Below are 18,355 nucleotides of genomic sequence, written 5' to 3'. Positions count from 1 at the left end.
GGTCAGCCCTTCGAGAAGGTGAGCTCGTTGTGCTCCGGGATGTGCTCGATCGACAGGCGCTTGCGGAACACCCAGTACGTCCACGCCTGGTACGCGAGGACGATCGGGGTCATGATGACCGCGACCCACGTCATCACGGTGAGCGTGTAGTCGGTGGAGGACGCGTTGTCGATGGTGAGCGAGTTCGCCGGGTCGTTGATCGCGGGCATGACGTTGGGGTACATCGCGCCGAAGATCAGCACCACGGCGCCGACGATCGCGACGGCGTTGGCGATGAACGCCCAGCCGAAGCGGCCCTTGAGCGTCGAGAACCACGCCCCGACCAGCGCGACCGCGGCGAGCGCGACGGCCGCCCAGGTCCACGTGTTGCGCGAGTAGGCGAGCTGCGCCCACACGGCCCACACGCCGGCCACCGCGACCGTCGCGAGGGAGGCCTTGCGGGCGAAGGCCTCGGCACGCTCGCGGATCTCGCCGTCGGTCTTGAGCGACAGGAAGATCGCGCCGTGCGAGAGGAACAGCGCGAGCGTCACCGCGCCGCCGAGGAGCGCGAACGGGCTGAGCAGGTCGAAGAAGTTGCCCACGTACTGGTGGTCGGCGTCGAGGTTGACGCCACGGACCAGGTTGGCGAACGCGACGCCCCACAGGATCGCGGGGACCCAGGCCGAGCCGATGATGACGTAGTCCCAGCGCGAGCGCCACGTCTCGTCGTTGATCTTGCCGCGGTACTCGATCGCGACCGCGCGGACGATCAGCGCGAGCAGGATGAGCAGCAGCGGCAGGTAGAAGCCGGAGAACATCGTGGCGTACCACTCGGGGAAGGCGGCGAAGGTGGCGCCGCCCGCGGTGAGCAGCCACACCTCGTTGCCGTCCCACACAGGGCCGATGGTGTTGAGCACCACGCGGCGCCCCTTGTTCGACCGGCCGATGATCGGCATGAGCATGCCGACGCCGAAGTCGAAGCCCTCGAGGACCAGGTAGCCGGTCCACAGGACCGCGATGAGGATGAACCAGACGAGTGCGAGATCCATGAGCGGGGACTCCTTAGTACGCGAAGGACAGCGGCGTGGACTGGTCGTCGTCCTTGCGGACCACGGGCTCCTCGACCACCGGAGCGCCCTCGACCGCGTAGCGCTGGATGAGGCGGAACCAGAACACGCCGAGCACGGCGTAGACGATCGTGAAGACGATCATGGAGGTGAGCACCTCGCCGGCGCTGACCGACGTCGAGTAGCCGAACATCGTCATCAGCATGATCTGGTCGGACCCGGTCGGGTTCGGCGCGACCACGAACGGCTGGCGGCCCATCTCCGTGAAGATCCAGCCGAAGCTCGCCGCGAGGTACGGCATCGGCAGCGACACGACCGCGAGCGTCTTCATCCAGCCCGGCATCTCGGTCCGCTTCTTGCGCGTGAACCACAGGATGCCGAGCGCGAGCGCGGCGGAGAACGCCGCGAGCCCGATCATCAGGCGGAATGACCAGTACGTGACCGCCAGGTTGGGGCGGTACTCGATCTCCTCGCCGTCGGGCGTGGTGGCGCCGTAGCGCTCGGCGTACTGCTCCTGCAGCTCCTCGAGGCCCTCGATCTCGGCGTTCCAGTCGCCGGTCGCCATGTAGGACAGCAGGCCGGGGATCTCGATGAGGTGCTGGACCGATGCGGGGTCGTCGCCCGCGAGGTTGCCGATCGCGAGCAGCGAGAAGGGTGCGGGCTGCTCGGTCTCGACGAGGCCCTCGGCGGCGGCCATCTTGATGGGCTGCTGCTCGAACATGAGCTTCGCCTGCAGGTCGCCGGTGATGATGACGGCGATGCCCGAGAGGATCATCACGCCGGCGCCGAAGCGGGCGGCGGTGCGGTACATGCCGAGGTCCTTGTGGCCGGCGTCCTCGCGGTGCCTGCGGACCATCCAGTACACGGCGATGCCGGCCACGAACGTGCCCGCGACCAGGAAGGCGGTCGCGATGACGTGCGGGAACGCGACGAGCGTGGTGTTGTTCGTCAGCACGGCGCCGATGTCGGTCATCTCGGCGCGCCCGGTCTCGGCGTTGTACTCCGCGCCCACGGGGTGCTGCATCCACGAGTTCGCGGCGATGATGAAGTACGCGGACAGCGTCGAGCCGATCGCGAACGCCCACACCGTGAGCAGGTGCAGCTTCTTGGGAAGCCGGTCCCAGCCGAAGATCCACAGGCCGAGGAAGGTCGACTCGAGGAAGAAGGCGAGCAGCGCCTCCATCGCCAGCGGCGCGCCGAACACGTCGCCGACGAAGCGCGAGTACTCGGACCAGTTCATGCCGAACTGGAACTCCTGCACGATGCCGGTCGCGACGCCGAGCGCGAAGTTGATGAGCAGCAGCTTGCCGTAGAACTTCGTGAGGCGGAGCCACTTCTCGTTGCCGGTGCGGACCCATGCGGTCTGCATGATCGCGACGAGGACCGACAGGCCGATCGTGAGGGGGACGAGGACGAAGTGGTAGACGGTGGTGATGCCGAACTGCCACCGTGCAAGCTCGAGAGCTTCCATGGGACGGGGACCTCCTAGGTGTTCTAAGCGCAAAACCTACTCGGGCGCGCGTTTTCGCGCACCAGGACCTAGGTCCCCGCCGAGGTCACGGAACGGCATCGGACCAGCGCCGTCGTCGGGGCGCCTCGACGGTCCGCGACGCGCCTGGCGGGCGCATGGTTTCGGGGTTTCGGCCTGCGCTGTGACACAATGTCCCATAGGTCAGGCGCCCAGCCACACCGGACGCCCACCGCGCGACAGACGCAGCGAGGACGCAGCTGCCAGTCCCGACCGATCCCGCAGGCCTACAGGCCACGAGCGGAGAAAACGGGGATGGGCGCTCGAGATCGCCGCTGTCCGCCGCGACCAGCAGACTTCCGTGGCCACGGATCGTGAGCCGCGAACGACGATGAGGTCGGGACCGCGTGTGGGCGGTCCCGATTCGAGGTACCCGCCTTGAGCGAGGAAAGCACCGCAGCACCCGAGAGCACCGTCTCCGCCCCCATCTTCCAGGCGCCCGAGCCCACCCGCTCGCGCCGCGCCTCCGCGCCCGCCGGTCCGCCGGCGTCCGCGACCCCGCCGCCCGCATCCCCCTTCTCCGCCCCGGAGGCGCCCGCGGCGCCCGCCGAGGACCGTTCCGTCGACGAGGCGCCCAAGGCCAAGCGCTCCGGCGGCAAGGGCTCGGGCGCCAAGAAGAAGGCCAAGAAGGCCGCGGACGCCGAGCCCAAGGCCGACGCTGCCGCCGAGCAGAAGCAGGACGCCGAGCCGAAGGACGGCGAGGGCACCAAGCCCGCGTCGAGGCAGCGCCGTCGCGCCGCCTCGGACGGCCGCGCCGACGAGCCCGCGGCCGACGACGCCGCTCCCGCCGAGGGCGCCGACCAGTCCGGCGAGCCTGACGGCGACGACTCCGAGGGCGGCTCGCCGCGCCGGCGCCGCCGCCGCGGCGGCCGTGGACGCGGCAAGAAGAAGTCCACCGACGGCACGGACGGCGCCGAGGGCGCCGAGGCCGACGCATCGTCCGACGAGGGTGCCGCCAAGGACGAGGGCGAGACCCCGTCCGACGCATCGTCCGACGACGACTCCTCCGACGACTCCGAGGGCGAGGGCGGCTCGCGCCGTCGCCGCCGCAGCCGCAGCCGCGGCTCGCGCTCGTCCTCGTCGTCCGGCTCGTCGTCGTCCTCCGGCGACGACCAGCTCCAGGGCTCGACCCGCCTGCAGGCCAAGCGCCAGCGCCGCCGCGACTCCCGCGACGGCCAGCGCCGCCGCCCCGTGATCTCCGAGGCGGAGTTCCTCGCCCGCCGCGAGTCCGTCAAGCGCTCGATGGTGGTGCGCGAGAAGGACGGCCGGGTCCAGATCGCCGTGCTCGAGGACGATGTGCTGGTCGAGCACTACGTCTCGCACCAGGCCCAGCAGTCGATGGCGGGCAACGTCTACCTGGGCCGCGTCCAGAACGTCCTGCCCGGCATGGAGGCCGCGTTCGTCGATATCGGCCGCGGCCGCAACGCCGTGCTGTACGCCGGCGAGGTCAACTGGGACGCCGCGGGCCTCGAGGGCAAGGCCAAGCGCATCGAGCTCGCGCTCAAGCCGGGCGACACGGTCATGGTGCAGGTCACCAAGGACCCGATCGGCCACAAGGGCGCACGCGTCACCTCGCAGATCTCGCTCGCGGGCCGCTTCCTCGTCTACGTGCCCGGCGGCGGCGTCACCGGCATCAGCCGCAAGCTGCCCGACACCGAGCGCAACCGTCTCAAGAAGCTGCTCCGCGAGGTCATCCCCTCCGACGCCGGCGTGATCGTCCGCACCGCGGCCGAGGGCGCCTCGGAGGACGAGCTGCGCGCCGACGTCGAGCGTCTCAAGCGCCAGTGGCAGACCATCCTCGACGAGTCGAAGCCCGGCACCAAGGCGCCGAAGCTGCTGCGCGGCGAGCCCGACATGGCGATCCGCGTGGTCCGCGACATCTTCAACGAGGACTTCGACTCGCTCACCATCCAGGGCGACGACACGTGGAACTCGCTGTCCATGTACGTCGGCCAGGTCGCTCCGGACCTCATGGCGCGCCTGCACAAGTTCACGGGCGACCGCGACGTGTTCGCGGAGTCCCGCATCGACGAGCAGCTCGCGAAGGGCATGGACCGCAAGGTCTGGCTGCCCTCGGGAGGCTCGCTCGTCATCGACCGCACCGAGGCGATGACGGTCATCGACGTCAACACGGGCAAGTTCGTCGGCAAGGGCGGCACGCTCGAGGAGACGATGACGCTCAACAACCTCGAGGCCGCCGAGGAGATCGTCCGCCAGCTCCGCCTGCGCGACATCGGCGGCATCATCGTGATCGACTTCGTCGACATGCTGCTCGAGGCGAACCGCGACCGCGTGCTGCGCCGCCTCATCGAGTGCCTGGGCCGCGACCGCACCAAGCACCAGGTGGCCGAGGTCACGTCGCTGGGTCTGGTGCAGATGACCCGCAAGCGCGTGGGCCAGGGCCTGGTCGAGGCGTTCTCCGAGACCTGTGAGCACTGCAAGGGCCGCGGCTTCCTGGTCCACGGCGAGCCCGTGGCCGAGGCGAGCGAGAAGCAGCCCGAGAACCGCCGCTCGCGCGGCTCGCGAGGTGGCCAGCAGAACAAGGGCCAGAACCAGCAGAACCAGCAGCAGCAGAAGCCGCAGCAGGAGAAGCAGGACAAGCCCGAGCCCGAGAAGGACGCGCACGCGCACACCCCGGTGCAGGGAGAGACCCACGCGCTCGACGACCGTGAGGAGGCCCGCGCCGCCGTCAAGGCGACGTTGGCCTCGATCGCCGCGGCCGCCGAGAAGGCGCACCACCACGACGACCACGACGAGGTCGTGACCGACGCCGGCGACGCCGAGAAGGTCATCGACGTGCCGATCGTGCTGCCCGAGCCGGGCGCGGACGAGGAGCCCGCGACGGACGGCGCTCCGGCCGCCGAGGAGGCACCGCGCGAGGACTCCGAGCAGGGGTGACGCGACAGCAGTTCGTGTTCGACGCGCGCCATGCGGCGCGCCTCGACGCGTCTCCGGACGAGATCCGTGCGGCCTCCCTCGACGTCGCGTGGTCCGGGAGCGCGGCCGGCCACGAGGTCCGCGACCTCATCGAGTCGGTGCCCGGGTTCCCTCACACGTGGACGACGGTGGTGAGGGCGGGGATCCTCCGGCAGCGCAACGTCTCGACGCTCGTGTCCGCGGATCCCGTCGTGGTCCGCAGCGAGGCGCGCGACGGGGCGCTCGTCCAGACCTCCACGACCCTCGTCGAGCCCAGGCGCGGCGCCGACGGGCTCACCGGGGTCGCGTGGCACGTGCGCGCCGAGCTGTCGCTGCGCGACCCGCTCAGCCGGCTGCTCCAGCGCGCCCTCGAGCCCCGCACCGCCCGGTCGTTCGAGCGCCAGCTCGCCGCCCAGATGGCCCGCTGGGGCGCCGCCATCGAGGCGCGCGCCCGGGTCTAGCCGCCTCCCGGTGACCTGTCCACGCGGGCCCCACCGCGACCGTCCCGATCCGCTCATGGTGACGTTCACATCGGGGTCCTCGTGTGGAGCAGCGCCTCACGCGCGTGGACAGGTGCCCGCGCCGCATCGTCCACCCGGGACAGCAGGCACGGAATCCGGCCCGCCACGCCGGGTAGGATCCTTCAGGTACCCCGTTCCTTCGGCGTGTCGCGGCCGCGTCCGTGCGCACTGTCGGGAGGGGAGGGGTGCGCGACGCTCCCGGTTTGACCCGAGACGGGTCGAGCGGGTACATTTGTACGTCGGCGCGCCGAGCGCTGAGGCCCTGCCTGCGCCCTCATCGGGAGCGGCTGCGGCAGGAATCTGACCCCCTCGCGGGGTACAACAACGAGTTTCACGAGGAATAGATCATGGTGTACGCGATTGTGAAGGCCGGTGGCCGCCAGGAGAAGGTCTCCGTTGGCGACATCGTCGTCGTTGACCGTCTGAAGGCCGACGCCGGTTCGACCGTCGAGCTCGCCCCGGTGCTGCTCGTCGATGGTGACAAGGTGACCGCCGACGCGAAGTCGCTGGCCAAGGTCAAGGTGACCGCCGAGGTCGTGCGCGACGAGCGCGGCCCGAAGATCACCATCCTCAAGTACAAGAACAAGACTGGTTACCGCAAGCGCATTGGTCACCGCCAGGACCTCACGCGCCTCAAGGTCACCGGCATCAAGTAAGCGAGGAGACACTCATGGCACACAAGAAGGGCGCGAGCTCCTCGCGCAACGGTCGCGACTCGAACCCCCAGTACCTGGGCGTGAAGCGCTTCGGCGGCGAGGTCGTCAACGCGGGCGAGATCATCGTCCGTCAGCGTGGCACCCACTTCCACCCCGGCAACAACGTCGGCCGCGGCAAGGACGACACCCTGTTCGCGCTGGCCGCCGGTTCGGTCCAGTTCGCTCAGCGTCGTGGCCGCAAGGTCGTCGACATCGTCGAGGCGTAAGCACTCGTACACAGGTTTTCCAGTCAGGGGCGGCGCCGCGAGGCGACGCCCCTGACTCATATCTAGGCTGGGGACGATGCGGGGGAGCGGATCCCGCGCATCGTCCGGCACGGCCGCCTTCAGGAGGCACCCATGGCATCGTTCGTCGACCGCGTGACGCTTCACGTCACGGCGGGCAACGGCGGCCACGGCGTCGCCTCCGTCCACCGCGAGAAGTTCAAGCCGCTCGGCGGTCCTGACGGCGGCAACGGCGGCCGCGGCGGCTCCGTCGTCCTCGTGGTCGACCCGCAGGTCACCACGCTGCTGGACTACCACCACGCGCCGCACCGCACCGCGGAGAACGGCAAGCAGGGCGCGGGCGACCTGCGCCACGGCGCCAACGCCGCCGACCTGCGCCTGGGCGTGCCCAACGGCACCATCGTCAAGACGCGCGAGGGCGAGTTCCTCGCGGACCTCGTCGGCGACGGCGCGGAGCTGGTCATCGCCCAGGGCGGACGCGGCGGCCTCGGCAACGCGGCCCTCGCGACCCAGAAGCGCAAGGCCCCGGGCTTCGCGCTGCTGGGCGAGCCCGGCGACGAGGCCTCCGTCGTGCTCGAGCTCAAGTCCATCGCGGACGTCGCGCTCGTGGGCTTCCCCAGCGCGGGCAAGTCCTCGATCATCGCCGCGATGAGCCGCGTGCGCCCCAAGATCGCGGACTACCCGTTCACCACGCTCGTGCCGAACCTCGGCGTCGTCGAGGCGGGCGGCACCAAGTTCACCATCGCGGACGTGCCCGGCCTCATCGAGGGCGCCTCCGAGGGCAAGGGCCTGGGCCACGACTTCCTGCGCCACATCGAGCGCTGCTCGGTCATCGCGCACGTGCTCGACACGGCGACCCTCGAGAGCGACCGCGACCCGTTGCGCGACCTCGACATCATCTCGAAGGAGCTGCGCGCCTACTCCGGCGACGAGGCCATCAGCGGCGTCCCGCTCGCCGAGCGCCCGCAGATCGTCATCCTCAACAAGATCGACGTGCCCGACGGCCGCGACCTCGCGGAGATCGTGCGCCCCGACCTCGAGGAGCGCGGCATGCCCATCTTCGAGGTGAGCGCGGTCAGCCACGAGGGCCTGCGCGAGCTCGGCTTCGCGCTCGCGAAGATGGTCGACGAGGAGCGCGCCAAGGTGCCGGTCCTCGAGAAGGCGCCCATCGTCATCCGCCCCAAGGCCGTCGACGAGTCCGGCTTCACCGTCACCCACGTGCGCGACGGCGCGGAGGACTACTACCAGGTGCGCGGCACCAAGGTGGAGCGCTGGGTCAAGCAGACCAACTTCGCCAACGACGAGGCCGTGGGCTACCTCGCCGACCGCCTCGCCAAGGCCGGCGTCGAGGAGAGGCTGTTCAAGGCCGGCGCGACGCCCGGCTGCGAGGTCGTCATCGGCCCGCGCCAGGGCGGCATCATCTTCGACTGGGAGCCCACGATGATGGCAGGCGCCGAGCTGCTCGGCCAGCGCGGGTCGGACCTGCGCATCGAGCAGCACGAGCGCCACCACCGCGCCACCCGCGCGGAGAAGCGCCAGGAGCACAAGGAGACCATGGACGCCCGCGCCGCGGCCCGCGAGGAGCTGTGGACCGAGCGCGATGCGGGCCACTGGACCGATCCGTCCAAGGACGACGAGTAGCCTTCTCGCAGGTATCCGTCCCCCGGGAGGTCATGTGAGCGAGGCGCGCGCGGTCGTGGCGCAGGCACGGCGCATCGTCGTCAAGGTCGGGTCGTCGTCGCTCACGGGACCCGACGGTCAGCTCGACGAGGGACGTCTCGGCGCGCTCGTCGACGTGCTGGGAGCGGCGCGCACCGACGGCCGCGAGGTCCTGCTCGTGACGTCCGGGTCGATCGCCGCGGGCATCGGGCCCCTCCGGCTGGTGGCGCGCCCCACGAACCTCGAGCTGCAGCAGGCCGCCGCCTCGGTGGGCCAGGGCAAGCTCGTCCACGCCTACACCGTCGCGTTCGCGCGCTACGGGCTCACGGTGGGCCAGGTGCTGCTCACCGCGGACGACATGGTCCGCCGCGCCCACTACGGCAACGCGCGCCGCGCGCTCGAGTCGCTGCTGGCGCTCGGCGTCGTGCCCCTCATCAACGAGAACGACACGGTCGCGACCGACGAGATCCGCTTCGGCGACAACGACCGCCTCGCCGCGCTCGTCGCCACGGCCGTGCGCGCGGACGCGCTCGTGCTGCTCACCGACGTCGACGCGCTCTACACGGCCGCGCCCGACACCCCGGGCGCGCGTCGCATCGTCGAGGTGCACGGGCCCGACGACCTCCACGGCATCGACATCTCCCGACGCGGCTCCGCCGTCGGCACGGGCGGCATGATCACCAAGATCGAGGCCGCGTCGCTCGCCACGAACTCCGGTGTCCACGTGGTCCTCGCCTCGGCGCACGATGCGGAGCGGGCGGTCGCGGGCGAGGACGTCGGCACGCTGTTCCTCCCCACGGGCAAGCCCGAGACGACCCGCCTGCAGTGGCTCGCCGACGCCGCGAAGACCCGCGGCGGCATCGTGCTCGACGACGGCGCGGTGCGCGCGCTGCGCGGCCGGCAGGCCTCGCTGCTCGCGGCCGGCGTGGTCGAGATCCGCGGCGACTTCGAGGCGGGGGAGCCCGTCGACCTCGTGGCGCGGGACGGCTCGCTGGTCGCGCGCGGCTTCGCGGGCTTCTCCTCCGAGGAGGCCGACCGCATGAAGGGGCTGTCGACCGAGGCGCTGGGCGAGGTGCTGGGCGACGCGTACGCGCGCGAGCTCATCCACATCGACCACCTGGTGGTCCTGTAGTCGGTTCCCCATCACACATGTGACGCATGTGAATCCTTGGTGAGCTCGGAGCCGTCACACCGGTCCCACGCGTCACTTCTTGCACCCATGTCATTGGGAATCGCGGTCGCGCGGGCTCCCCGTGCGCGCCGTCGCACCCGTCCCTAGACTCGAGGGAGCGAGACAGGGGGCCTGGTATGAGCACGGAATCGGCCGAGCGGACAGCGACGGCGTGGTGGTCCATGGAGCCCGCGGACGCGGCGACGGAGCTGGGCGTCGGGCTCGACGGACTCACCGCCGTCGAGGCGAGCGAACGCTACTCGAGCTACGGTCCGAACGAGCTGACGGCGGCGCAGGCCGCGACCCTGTGGCAGCTCGCGCTGCGCCAGCTCGCGGACCCCATGAACCTCATGCTCATCGCGGTGACCGTGATCTCGGCCGCGATCGGCGAGGTGTCGACCGCGATCATGGTGGGCCTCCTCGTGGTCTTCAACGTGTGGTCCGGCGCGAGCCAGGAGCGCAAGGCGCAGGCGAGCGTCGACGCCCTCGCGACGATGCAGGTGCCGCAGGTGCGCGTCCGCCGCGACGGCGCCGTGGCGGCGATCCCCGCGCCCGAGCTGGTCCCGGGCGACGTCATCGAGCTCGAGGCGGGCGACATCGTCCCCGCCGACGCGCGCATCGTCCGCGCGAGCACGCTGGAGACGCAGGAGTCGGCGCTCACGGGCGAGAGCGCGCCGATCGAGAAGAACGCGGCGGCGCTGCCCGACCCCGAGACGGCGCTGGGCGACCGCACCGCGATGCTCTTCCAGAACACGTCCGTGACGCGCGGCACCGCCACCGCTCTCGTGGTCGCCACCGGCATGGCGACCGAGATGGGCGCGATCGCGACGATGCTGTCGACGGTCGAGCGCGTGAAGTCGCCGCTGCAGCGCGAGCTGTCCGCGCTCACCCGTATCATCGGCGCGGTGGCGTGGGGCGCGGTGGTGCTCATCGTCGGCCTCGGCATCACGCGCGGGCAGTCGTTCTCCGACCTCATGTTCCTCGGCACCGCCGTCGCGATCTCCGCGATCCCGACGGGCCTGCCCACGTTCGTCCAGGGCCTGCTGTCGTGGGGCGCCTCGCGGCTCGCGGAGGCCAAGGCGGTGGTCGCGTCCCTCAACGACGTGGAGACGCTGGGCGCGACCAGCGCGATCTGCTCGGACAAGACCGGCACGCTCACGATGAACCAGATGATGGCGCGCAGCGTGTGGGTGGGCGGCGAGACCTTCACGGTCGACGGCTCGGGGTACTCGTTCGAGGGCCGGGTGCGGCGCACGCAGGGCGACGAGATCCCGCTGGGCGCCCCGATCGCCTACGCCCTCGCGCTGCCGAACGATGCGACGGTCAGCGCGGACGGGGTGGTCGTGGGCGACCCGACCGAGGCGGCCTTCGTGGTGCTCGCGCAGAAGCTCGGCGTCGACGTGCCCGAGGCGCAGCGGCGCTTCCCGCGCGAGGCCGAGGTGCCGTTCGACTCGGACTACAAGTTCATGGCCACGTTCCACCACGTGGAGTGGCAGGGGGAGCGGCGGCTCGTCGCGGTGGTCAAGGGTGCCCCCGACGTGCTGCTCGCGCGCTCGTCGCACGCCTACCTGCCGACGCGGGACTCCGTGCCGGTCGCGCAGCTCGCGGACGACGTCACCGCCGAGATCGAGCACCGCTCGTCGCAGGGGCTGAGGACGCTCGCGCTCGCGCTGCGGGTCTTCGAGGTCGCCGAGGAGGCGGCGGTCCTCGCGGATCCCATGGCGGCGGTGAGCGAGCTGGGATTCGTCGCCGTGGTCGGCATCGTCGACCCGCTGCGTCCCGAGGCGAAGGTCGCGGTGGACGAGGCGCACGCCGCCGGCATCGACGTCCGGATGATCACCGGCGACCACGTGGTGACCGCCTCCGCCATCGGGCGCGAGCTGGACCTGCCGGGGGAGGGGCTGTCGGGCGCCCAGTTCGCCGCCCTCAGCGACGACGAGGTAGACGCGAGGCTCGACGACCTGTCGGTGTTCGGACGCGTCACGCCTCAGGACAAGCTCCGGCTCGTCCAGCGCCTGCAGGCGCGCGGCGAGGTGGTCGCCATGACGGGCGACGCGGTGAACGATGCGGCGGCGATCAAGCAGGCCGACATCGGGGTGGCGATGGGGTCGGGCTCCGAGGTCACCAAGCAGGCCGCGAAGCTGGTCCTCACCGACGACAACTTCGCGACGCTCGTTGGGGCGGTCAAGCTCGGGCGGGTCGTCTACGCGAAGATCACCTCGTACCTCACCTTCCAGCTGTCGCAGCTGATCGCCCTGCTGCTGCTGTTCGTGGTCGCGAGCCTCATCAACCTCAACGAGGGTGTCGCGCTCACCCCGGTCATGGTCCTCGTCCTCAACTTCGCGGTCGCGATCTTCTCGGTGCTCGTCATCATCTTCGAGCCCGAGCCGCCGGGCCTCATGCAGCGGCCGCCCCGCGACCCGTCGGCGGGCATCGCGTCGCCGCGCAACGTGGGGCGCTGGCTCGTCTACGGCGGCGCGCTGTTCCTCGCCGCCCTCGTGCCCCTGCTCGTCGGCAGCGACGAGCTCTCGCCCGACGAGGCCTCGCAGCCCATGACGATGGCCTTCGTCATCGTCGCGCTCGGCACGCTGACGACCGGGCTGCAGCTGCGCCGCGACCCCGAGACCGGGCTCACCGGGCCGTGGGGACGCGGCCCCCGGATGCTGCTGTGGCCGATCGCCTTCATCGTCCTCGCCACCGAGCTGGACTTCCTCCAGCGATGGCTCGACACGTCGTCCCTCACCGGCTGGGAGTGGCTGGCCTGCCTCGGCCTCACCCTCGCGGTGATGGTCGTCGTCGAGGTCGACAAGGCGGTCCGCCGACGTCGCCAGGCGGCCGTCGCTCCGGCCGTCGCGCCGACCGTCGCCGAGGCGGTGGCGCCCGCCCGGGGCCGCTGAGCCCCCGCATCGTCCCCCGGCGGCAGGGGGAAGGTGCCAGCCACCCCTGGGCAGGCACCCTCGAGGCTCCTAGACTCGAGTGCCATGACCGAGACCGCGATCCCCACCGATGTCGAGTCCGCCGTCCTCGAGGCCTGCCGTCGCGCCAAGCTCGCCTCGCGCGCGCTCGCGACCGCCACGACGACCGTCAAGAACGATGCGCTCCACGCCATGGCCGATGCGCTGGTCGCCCAGGGCGCGCGCATCGTCGAGGCCAACGCGAAGGACCTCGAGCGCGGCCGCGCGAACGGCATGAGCCCGGGCCTGCTCGACCGCCTCGCGCTCGACGAGGGGCGGATCGCGACGATCGCCGAGGCGCTGCGCTACGTCGCGACGCTGCCCGACCCCGTGGGGGAGGTCAAGCGCGGCTCGACGCTGCCCAACGGCATCCGCCTCATCCAGAAGGCCGTGCCGATGGGCGTGGTCGGCATGATCTACGAGGCGCGACCCAACGTCACGGTCGACGCCGCGGGCCTGTCGCTGAAGTCCGGCAACGCCGCGGTGCTGCGCGGCGGATCGGCGGCGGCGAGCTCGAACGAGGTCATCGTCGAGGTCCTCCAGGACGCGCTCGAGGGGGTGGGCCTGCCGCGCGACGCGGTGCAGTCGATCGACGCGTACGGGCGCGAGGGCGCGCGCGTCCTCATGAACGCCCGCGGGCTGGTCGACGTCCTCGTGCCGCGCGGTGGCCGCGACCTCATCCAGACCGTGGTGCGCGAGTCCACGGTGCCCGCGATCGAGACCGGCGAGGGCAACTGCCACGTCTACCTCGACGCGTCCGCGCCGCTCGACCGTGCGGCGGCGATCGTGCTCAACTCCAAGACCCACCGCGTGGGCGTGTGCAACGCGGCGGAGACGCTGCTGGTCCACAAGGACGCGGCCGACTACCTTCCGGTGATCCTCGAGCAGCTCCACGAGGCGGGCGTGACCATCCACGCGGACGATGCGGCGGCCGACCTCGCGCCGGCCAACGTCCCCACCGTCGCGGCGACCGAGGAGGACTGGGCGACCGAGTACCTGTCGCTCGACCTCGCGGTCAAGGTCGTCGACTCGATGGACGAGGCGATCGCGCACATCGCGCGCTACTCGACGGGCCACACCGAGGCGATCGTCACCAACGACATCGACGCGGCGCAGCACTTCGTGGCCCACATCGACTCCGCCGCTGTCATGGTGAACGCGTCGACCCGGTTCACCGACGGCGGCGAGTTCGGCCTCGGCGCGGAGATCGGGATCTCCACGCAGAAGCTGCATGCTCGCGGCCCGATGGGGCTGGGCGAGCTCACCACGACGACGTGGGTCGCGTACGGCGAGGGCCACATCCGCGGCTGAGCCGTCCCCGCATCGTCCCCGGCGGTGCCATAATCGCGGGAGACAACATCAGGAGGAGTCCCCCCATGATCACCGAGGCCGTCGAGACCACGTCGCACGTCGTCAACGAGCTCCCCATCAGCGCGCCCGCGATCGGGCTGCTGGCCTTCACGGGCCTGATGGCGCTGCTGTTCGTGACGTACGCGTTCCGGAGCGTCGGCACGCGCCACTGACGTGGGGTCGCCCCTCGCGCGAGTGGGCGTGCTCGGCGGCACGTTCGATCCGATCCACCACGGCCACCTCGCGGCGGCCTCGGAGGTGTGCGCGCGCCTGGGGCTCGACCAGATCCTGCTGACGCCCGCATACTCGCAGCCGTTCAAGCAGGGGATCGACGCCGCGTCGCCCGCGCATCGGCTCGCGATGTGCGAGCTCGCGGCCGCGGAGGACGAGCGCTTCGCGGTGTCGCCCGTCGACATCGAGCGCGGCGGCGTCACCTACACGGTCGACACCCTCGTCGATCTGCGGGAGCAGCGGCCCGACGCCGAGCTGTTCTTCATCACCGGGGCCGATGCGCTGGCACGGCTCGACGAGTGGCGGGACGCCGACCGGCTGCCGGGTCTGGCGAACTTCGTGGGAGTGACACGGCCCGGTCATTCGTTGGAGGAGTCGGAATGGCCACATATCCTGGTGGAGACCCCTTCGCTGGCGATATCGTCGACCGATGTGCGTCGCCGGGTGAGGGCCGGGTTGCCGATCCGCTACCTTGTACCCCGATCCGTGGCCGACTACATCGCCATGAACGGGCTCTACTACGGAGGACTTGATGACTGACCAGGGCAGGCCTTTGTCGCGCAGAGAGCGTCGAGAGGCCGAGCTCAGGAAGGCCGCCCCCGAGGAGCCCACCACGCCGATCACCGCAGCCGTCCCGGGTCCGCCGACGCATCCCGACGGCACGCCGCTCACCCGCAAGGAGCGCCGCGCGCTCGAGCGCGGCGAGCGCGGCGTCGAGACGTGGACCCAGGAGGAGGAGCTCATCGCCACGGGCCAGCTGCCCGCGATGACGCCGGACCTCCTCGAGGCGCAGGAGATGGTGGCCCGCCGTCGTGCGGAACGTGCGGCGGAGCCGGAGGCCGAGGCTGTGCCCGAGGCCGAGCCCGAGGCGGCAGCCGTGGAGGCGCCCGAGCCGGAGGCAGAGCCGGAGCCGGAGGCCGAGGCTGCTGCGGAGGCGCCCGTCGAGCCCGAGGACGTTGTCGACGAGCCCGTCATGACGGAGCCCGAGCCCGAGCCGAAGCCGGCCGCCGAGGCCCAGCCCGCGCCCGAGGACGCCTGGGAGCCTGAGGTGATCCCTCAGGAGGAGACCCAGCCGATGGTCGAGGCCGTCGCGCCGGAGCCGGAGCCGGAGCAGCCCGCCGAGCCGGAGCCCGAGGCGTTCGAGCCGCAGGCCGGGGACGAGCCGGTCGCGGAGGCCGAGCCCGAGCCCGTCGCCGAGGAGCCCACGCCCACGGGTGCGATCGACACGATCCCCGAGGAGTACCGTCACCTGTTCCCGCCGGGCTCGCTGCAGGCGCGTCGCCTCGAGGAGCGGGTGGCCCGCGGCGAGACCGTGACGCCTCCCGGCGGCACCCCCGAGACGCCCGCGCCCCAGCCCGACGCCGACGACCCGGCCGCGGAGATCCGCCGGCTGACCGCCGAGGCGATGGCCGGCATCACCCGCGCGCAGCAGGCCCGGCGCGCGCCGGCGCCGGAGCCTGCGGAGGCGCCCGAGGACGTGCCGGCGGAGGACGCCGCCCCGGAGGCGGAGCCCGAGGCCGTGTCCTCCCCCGAGGTGGAGCCGCAGGGCGCCGAGCCCGGCGTGATGGAGGAGGACGTCGAGACCGAGGTGCTCGACCCCGCCGAGGTCTACGCGCAGGCCGAGTCGGCCAGCGCCCCCGATGAGGACGCCGCCGACGACCTCGAGGACACCTACGCGCCCGCCCTGGCCGCGGAGGCGGCCGCCCAGGGCCTCCCGCAGCGGGGCACCGCCGTGACCGAGGCCCCCGCGCCCGTCGAGGCGGAGGCCGCGACCGAGACCGCCACGTCGGCGACGCCGTCGGGCGGCTCCGCGATCGTGCCGGCGGGCATGCGTCACGTCGCGCAGGCGAGCGCGTCGGCGCCCACGCGGTGGGACGCCCACCCGCTCGCGCAGGCCCAGACGCGCGAGGTCGCCGACTACGCCCCGTCCGAGGACATCCCGATCCCGGACTTCACCAAGATCATGCACGGCTACGCGTCGACGTCGTCCTCCGCGGGCACGGCCCCCGCGGGCGAGGTCGGGGACGAGCCGTCCGGCACGGACCTGCCCGGCGCTCCCGGCGACGAGTACCCGCGCCGCCCGCAGCCCGAGGCCCCCGAGGAGGGCGCGCACCACTTCGCGTGGGCGCACCTCGCGGTGATCGGTGCCGTCGCGTTCCTGCTCGGCGTGCTCGTGTGGCACCTCACGGGGAACGCCTGATGAGCGCCACCGAGCGGGCCCTCGAGCTGGTCCGGGCCGCCGCGCACGCGGCCGATGCGAAGAAGGCGGAGGACATCCTCGCGCTCGACGTCTCGGCGCACCTGCCGCTGTCCGACGCCTTCGTCATCGCGTCCGCGTCCAACGAGCGCCAGGTCGCCGCGATCGCCGAGGCCGTCGAGGACGAGCTCCACCAGCACGGCGCCAAGGCCATCCGCCGCGAGGGGATCCGCGAGGGCCGCTGGGCGCTGCTGGACTTCAACGACGTGATCGTCCATGTCATGCACGACGAGGAGCGCGGCTACTACGAGCTCGAGCGTCTGTGGAAGGACTGCCCGGTCATCGACCTGCAGCTCGGCGAGTGACGCGCGTCTTCCTCGTCCGGCACGGACAGACGGACTGGAACCGCGAGGGGCGGCTCCAGGGCTCGACCGACATCCCGCTGAACGACACGGGGCGCGCGCAGGCCCGGGCCGCCGCATCGTCCCTGTGGCCGGCCCTCGAGGGCGAGCCCGTCGTGGTCTCCTCGCTGCTCGGCCGCGCCGTCGAGACGGCGCGCATCATCGTGGGCGACCGGCCCGCGTCGATGCATCAGGACGCGCGCCTGGGGGAGCGCCGCTACGGCCCGTGGGAGGGCTTGGACGCGCATGAGCGCGCCACCCGCTTCCCCGACGACCACGCCGCCTGGAAGGCCGGCTACGAGCCCGACTTCGACGGCTACGAGACCCACGCCGAGGTCGCCGCCCGCACGACCGCCGCCGTGGAGGAGTGGGTCGCGCGGACGCCCGGCGACCTCGTGCTCGTCGCGCACGGCTCGTCGGGCCGCATGCTGCTGCTCGCGATGCTCGGCCTCCCGCTCGAGGGGCGCACGCTCGGCAGCCTCCACAACGCCGCGTGGTCGCGCCTCGTCCCGTCCGCCGCGGGCGGCTGGTCGCTCGAGAGCCACAACGTGGGCGCGCCGGCCGTCGAGGTGGCGTCGTGACCGTCCTCGTCCTCATGCGCCACGGGCGCACCGGCTACAACGCCGAGGGCCGCCTCCAGGGCTCGCTCGACGTGCCGCTGGGAGAGGAGGGGCGGCTCCAGGCCCGCGAGGCCGCCGGGGTGCTCCACGGCACCTACGGCACGCCGGACCGCATCGTCTGCTCGCCGCTGCTGCGCGCCGCCGACACCGCCGCGGAGCTGTCCGCCCTCACCGGGGTGCCCGCCCGCCCCGATGCGCGCCTCACGCAGCGCTCGTACGGCGAGTGGGAGGGCCTCACGCTCGACGAGGTGCGCGAGCGTTGGCCCCGCGAGTACGACCGGCGCCACCAGGGCCTCGACCCGCGCATCGAGGGCTGGGGCAAGGCGACCGACGTCGCCGCCCGCGTCGCCGAGGGGCTCGCCGAGGCCTGCGAGGGGGCGCGCCTCGTCGTGGCCGTGAGCCACGGCTCCGCGATCATGCTCGGCTCGCTCGCGCTGCTCGGGCTCGACGTCCACTCGACCGTCCTCGGGAAGCTTCCGCACGCCCACTGGAACGTGCTCGAGTCCACGGGGGACCGCTGGTCCGTCGCCCGCTACGGCCTATCCATCGCGTCGTCGCTGGTAGACGAGTCGGCCGACGCCGATTAACACTTCGCCAAGAATCTGGGCTAGTATCTATCTCGCTCTCAGGAGCACGGAATCCGCAAGGATGACGGGGCTGTGGCGCAGCTGGTAGCGCACCTGCATGGCATGCAGGGGGTCAGGGGTTCGAGTCCCCTCAGCTCCACGAAGTGTTGAGACAGCACTTGGCGAAAGGCCGCTCTTCGGAGCGGCCTTTCGTGTTTCCCGGGCGGCGGGAGCCGTCGCGTGGGACGATGCGGC

At 71.9% G+C, this 18,355-nt stretch carries 15 protein-coding genes, 1 tRNA gene and 1 pseudogene; 15 read left to right on the top strand and 2 right to left on the bottom strand.

The window, feature by feature from the left end:
• Positions 1 to 2: 2 nt before the first annotated feature.
• Together cydB and QQX09_RS12780 are read right to left on the bottom strand one after the other, a co-directional pair.
• Positions 3 to 1,028, bottom strand: coding sequence for a cytochrome d ubiquinol oxidase subunit II (cydB, locus tag QQX09_RS12785; RefSeq protein ID WP_301135381.1), 1,026 nt, complete (start codon positions 1,026 to 1,028; stop codon positions 3 to 5).
• A gap of 13 nt (positions 1,029 to 1,041) precedes the next feature.
• On the bottom strand, positions 1,042 to 2,517 hold the full coding sequence (locus tag QQX09_RS12780) for a cytochrome ubiquinol oxidase subunit I (protein ID WP_301135379.1): 1,476 nt from the start codon (positions 2,515 to 2,517) through the stop codon (positions 1,042 to 1,044).
• Positions 2,518 to 2,952: 435 nt separating this feature from the next.
• Here QQX09_RS12780 and QQX09_RS12775 point away from each other — a divergent pair.
• From QQX09_RS12775 to QQX09_RS12705, 15 genes and pseudogenes are all read left to right on the top strand, one after another.
• A pseudogene (locus QQX09_RS12775) lies at positions 2,953 to 5,472 on the top strand (Rne/Rng family ribonuclease); the annotation flags it as partial.
• Positions 5,469 to 5,951 (top strand): hypothetical protein, encoded by a 483-nt coding sequence (locus QQX09_RS12770; protein ID WP_301135376.1) that lies wholly within the window; start codon positions 5,469 to 5,471, stop codon positions 5,949 to 5,951. The pseudogene QQX09_RS12775 and the gene QQX09_RS12770, both read left to right, overlap by 4 nt.
• Before the next feature lie 407 nt (positions 5,952 to 6,358).
• Positions 6,359 to 6,667: a 50S ribosomal protein L21 gene (rplU, locus tag QQX09_RS12765; protein ID WP_301135374.1), complete on the top strand. Its 309-nt coding sequence runs from the start codon at positions 6,359 to 6,361 to the stop codon at positions 6,665 to 6,667.
• A 14-nt stretch (positions 6,668 to 6,681) separates the two neighbouring features.
• On the top strand, positions 6,682 to 6,933 hold the full coding sequence (gene rpmA, locus QQX09_RS12760; RefSeq protein ID WP_062466776.1) for a 50S ribosomal protein L27: 252 nt from the start codon (positions 6,682 to 6,684) through the stop codon (positions 6,931 to 6,933).
• Positions 6,934 to 7,065: 132 nt separating this feature from the next.
• A complete protein-coding gene (obgE, locus tag QQX09_RS12755; RefSeq protein WP_301135370.1) occupies positions 7,066 to 8,592 on the top strand; it encodes a GTPase ObgE in 1,527 nt (508 codons plus the stop codon).
• A 34-nt stretch (positions 8,593 to 8,626) separates the two neighbouring features.
• Complete coding sequence (gene proB, locus QQX09_RS12750) at positions 8,627 to 9,742, top strand: glutamate 5-kinase (protein ID WP_301135368.1); 1,116 nt, start codon at positions 8,627 to 8,629, stop codon at positions 9,740 to 9,742.
• A gap of 176 nt (positions 9,743 to 9,918) precedes the next feature.
• Positions 9,919 to 12,678, top strand: coding sequence for a cation-translocating P-type ATPase (locus QQX09_RS12745; protein ID WP_301135366.1), 2,760 nt, complete (start codon positions 9,919 to 9,921; stop codon positions 12,676 to 12,678).
• Positions 12,679 to 12,762: 84 nt separating this feature from the next.
• A complete protein-coding gene (locus QQX09_RS12740; protein WP_301135364.1) occupies positions 12,763 to 14,046 on the top strand; it encodes a glutamate-5-semialdehyde dehydrogenase in 1,284 nt (427 codons plus the stop codon).
• Between the two features lie 65 nt (positions 14,047 to 14,111).
• Positions 14,112 to 14,258 (top strand): hypothetical protein, encoded by a 147-nt coding sequence (locus QQX09_RS12735; RefSeq protein WP_301135363.1) that lies wholly within the window; start codon positions 14,112 to 14,114, stop codon positions 14,256 to 14,258.
• Between the two features lie 22 nt (positions 14,259 to 14,280).
• The gene (gene nadD, locus QQX09_RS12730) at positions 14,281 to 14,856 is read left to right on the top strand and encodes a nicotinate-nucleotide adenylyltransferase (protein WP_301135361.1); all 576 of its coding nucleotides are present in this window, start codon (positions 14,281 to 14,283) and stop codon (positions 14,854 to 14,856) included.
• Positions 14,849 to 16,516: a hypothetical protein gene (locus QQX09_RS12725; RefSeq protein ID WP_301135359.1), complete on the top strand. Its 1,668-nt coding sequence runs from the start codon at positions 14,849 to 14,851 to the stop codon at positions 16,514 to 16,516. The genes nadD and QQX09_RS12725 overlap by 8 nt, the downstream gene beginning before the upstream one ends.
• Entirely contained in the window at positions 16,516 to 16,878 is a 363-nt protein-coding gene (gene rsfS, locus QQX09_RS12720; RefSeq protein WP_301135356.1) for a ribosome silencing factor, read from the top strand. The genes QQX09_RS12725 and rsfS overlap by 1 nt, the downstream gene beginning before the upstream one ends.
• The gene (locus QQX09_RS12715; protein WP_301135353.1) at positions 16,875 to 17,495 is read left to right on the top strand and encodes a histidine phosphatase family protein; all 621 of its coding nucleotides are present in this window, start codon (positions 16,875 to 16,877) and stop codon (positions 17,493 to 17,495) included. Before rsfS ends, QQX09_RS12715 begins: the two co-directional genes overlap by 4 nt.
• The gene (locus QQX09_RS12710) at positions 17,492 to 18,121 is read left to right on the top strand and encodes a histidine phosphatase family protein (protein WP_301135351.1); all 630 of its coding nucleotides are present in this window, start codon (positions 17,492 to 17,494) and stop codon (positions 18,119 to 18,121) included. Before QQX09_RS12715 ends, QQX09_RS12710 begins: the two co-directional genes overlap by 4 nt.
• A gap of 66 nt (positions 18,122 to 18,187) precedes the next feature.
• Positions 18,188 to 18,260: transfer RNA gene (locus tag QQX09_RS12705), tRNA-Ala, on the top strand.
• Positions 18,261 to 18,355 lie beyond the last annotated feature (95 nt).

The sequence above is a fragment of the Demequina litoralis genome (assembly GCF_030418455.1).
GTDB classification, from domain to species: Bacteria; Actinomycetota; Actinomycetes; order Actinomycetales; family Demequinaceae; genus Demequina; species Demequina litoralis.
Note: the sequence above shows the minus strand (reverse complement) of the source record. Positions and strands in the feature narration are given on the sequence as shown.